The following is a 1904-nucleotide window of genomic DNA, read 5'->3' as shown; positions in this document are numbered from 1 at the left end:
GACCTGATCATCGGGATCGGCACCCGGTACGAGGACTTCACCACCGCCTCCCGGACAGCGTTCCAGAACCCGGACGTAAAGTTCATCAACATCAACGTCGCACCCATCGATGCGTACAAGCACGGCACCTCGCTGCCGGTCGTGGCAGACGCCCGCAAGGCCCTGGTCAAGCTCAACGCAGCCCTCGGCGGCTACCGCGTCGGCGCCGACCTGGAAGAGCAGGTCGCGGCCGAGAAGAAGCGCTGGGACGACACGGTGGACGCGGCCTTCGACACCCGGTACACCCCGTTGCCGGCGCAGAACGAAATCATCGGCGCCACCTCCCGCGCCATGGACGCCGCCGACGTCGTCATCTGCGCGGCGGGTTCCCTGCCCGGGGACCTGCACAAAATGTGGCGCGTCCGGGACCCGTTCGGCTACCACGTGGAGTACGCCTACTCCTGCATGGGCTACGAAATCCCGGGCGGCCTCGGCGTCAAGCGCGCGGCACTGGCCGAAGCGGCAGCGGGCGGAACCCAGCGCGACGTCGTCGTGATGGTGGGGGACGGCTCCTACCTGATGATGCACACCGAACTGGTCACCGCCGTCGCCGAACGGATCAAACTGATCGTGGTCCTGATCCAGAACCACGGCTACGCCTCCATCGGCTCGCTCTCCGAAATGCTCGGCTCACAAAGGTTCGGGACCCAGTACCGGGCCCTGAACGAGGAACAGCACAGCTTCGACGAAGGCGAAACCCTCCCGGTGGACCTGGCCTTGAACGCCGAGTCCCTGGGCGTGAAGGTCATCCGGATCGAACCCGGCGAGAAGGTCATCGCCGAACTCGAACAGGCCATCCGCGATGCCAAGGCAGCCCCGGAACGCGGCGGCCCCATCCTGATCCACGTCGAATCCGATCCGCTGCTGGACGCCCCGAGTTCCGAATCCTGGTGGGACGTCCCTGTCTCCCAGGTCTCCGAACTGGAATCCACCAAGCAGGCCTTCCAGACCTACATCGAGCACAAAGACCGCCAGCGCAAATTCCTCGGCTGAAGACCTGCACGCTGAAGCCCCGCCACCTGACACTTCGATCCACCTACTCAAGGAAGAGTCCCATGACTGCCACCACCACTGAGACCACCACCATCAACCACTTCATCAACGGCGCCGAAACCGCCGGCGAGGGCACCCGCACCCAGCCCGTCTACAACCCGGCCACCGGCAAGGTGTCCGGCGAGCTGCGCCTGGCCAACCGCGTCGACCTGGACGCCACCGTCGCCGCCGCCCGCAAAGCCGCCGACTCCTGGGGCGATATCTCCCTGGCCAAGCGCACCGCCGTCCTGTTCAAGTTCCGCGAACTGGTCGCCGCCCATTTGGACGACCTCGCCCAGCTCATCACCGCGGAGCACGGCAAGGTCCTGTCCGATGCGAAGGGCGAGATCGGCCGCGGCCTGGAAGTCATCGAATACGCCTGCGGCATCCCCAGCCTCGTCAAGGGCGACTACTCGGACCAGGTCTCCACCGGGATCGACGTCTTCTCCTTCCGCGAACCGCTCGGCGTCGTCGCCGGCATCACCCCGTTCAACTTCCCTGTGATGGTGCCGCTGTGGATGGCGCCGATGGCGATCGCCACCGGCAACGCCTTCATCCTCAAGCCCTCCGAACGCGACCCCTCCGCCTCCATGCTCCTGGCCAAGCTCTGGAAGCAGGCCGGTCTGCCGGACGGTGTCTTCCAGGTCCTGCACGGCGACAAGGAAACCGTCGAGGGCCTGCTGACCCACCCGGACGTGGACGGCATCTCCTTCGTCGGCTCCACCCCGATCGCCCAGTACGTCCACGAGACCGCCACCAAGCACGGCAAGCGCGTCCAGGCTCTCGGCGGGGCGAAGAACCACGCCATCGTGATGCCCGACGCCGACCTGGAC

General features: G+C 66.3%; 2 protein-coding genes. Both read left to right on the top strand.

Annotated elements, in window-relative coordinates; translation table 11 throughout:
• On the top strand, positions 1 to 1032 hold a 1032-nt coding region (locus DBR22_RS16670; protein WP_258229255.1), incomplete at its 5' end, for a thiamine pyrophosphate-dependent enzyme.
• A 62-nt stretch (positions 1033 to 1094) separates the two neighbouring features.
• Positions 1095 to 1904 (top strand): aldehyde dehydrogenase family protein (locus DBR22_RS16665; RefSeq protein WP_146187534.1); only part of this gene is annotated, 810 nt, incomplete at its 3' end.

Source organism: Arthrobacter sp. HMWF013 (genome assembly GCF_003061105.1).
Taxonomy (GTDB): Bacteria; Actinomycetota; Actinomycetes; order Actinomycetales; family Micrococcaceae; genus Arthrobacter.
Note: the sequence above shows the minus strand (reverse complement) of the source record. Positions and strands in the feature narration are given on the sequence as shown.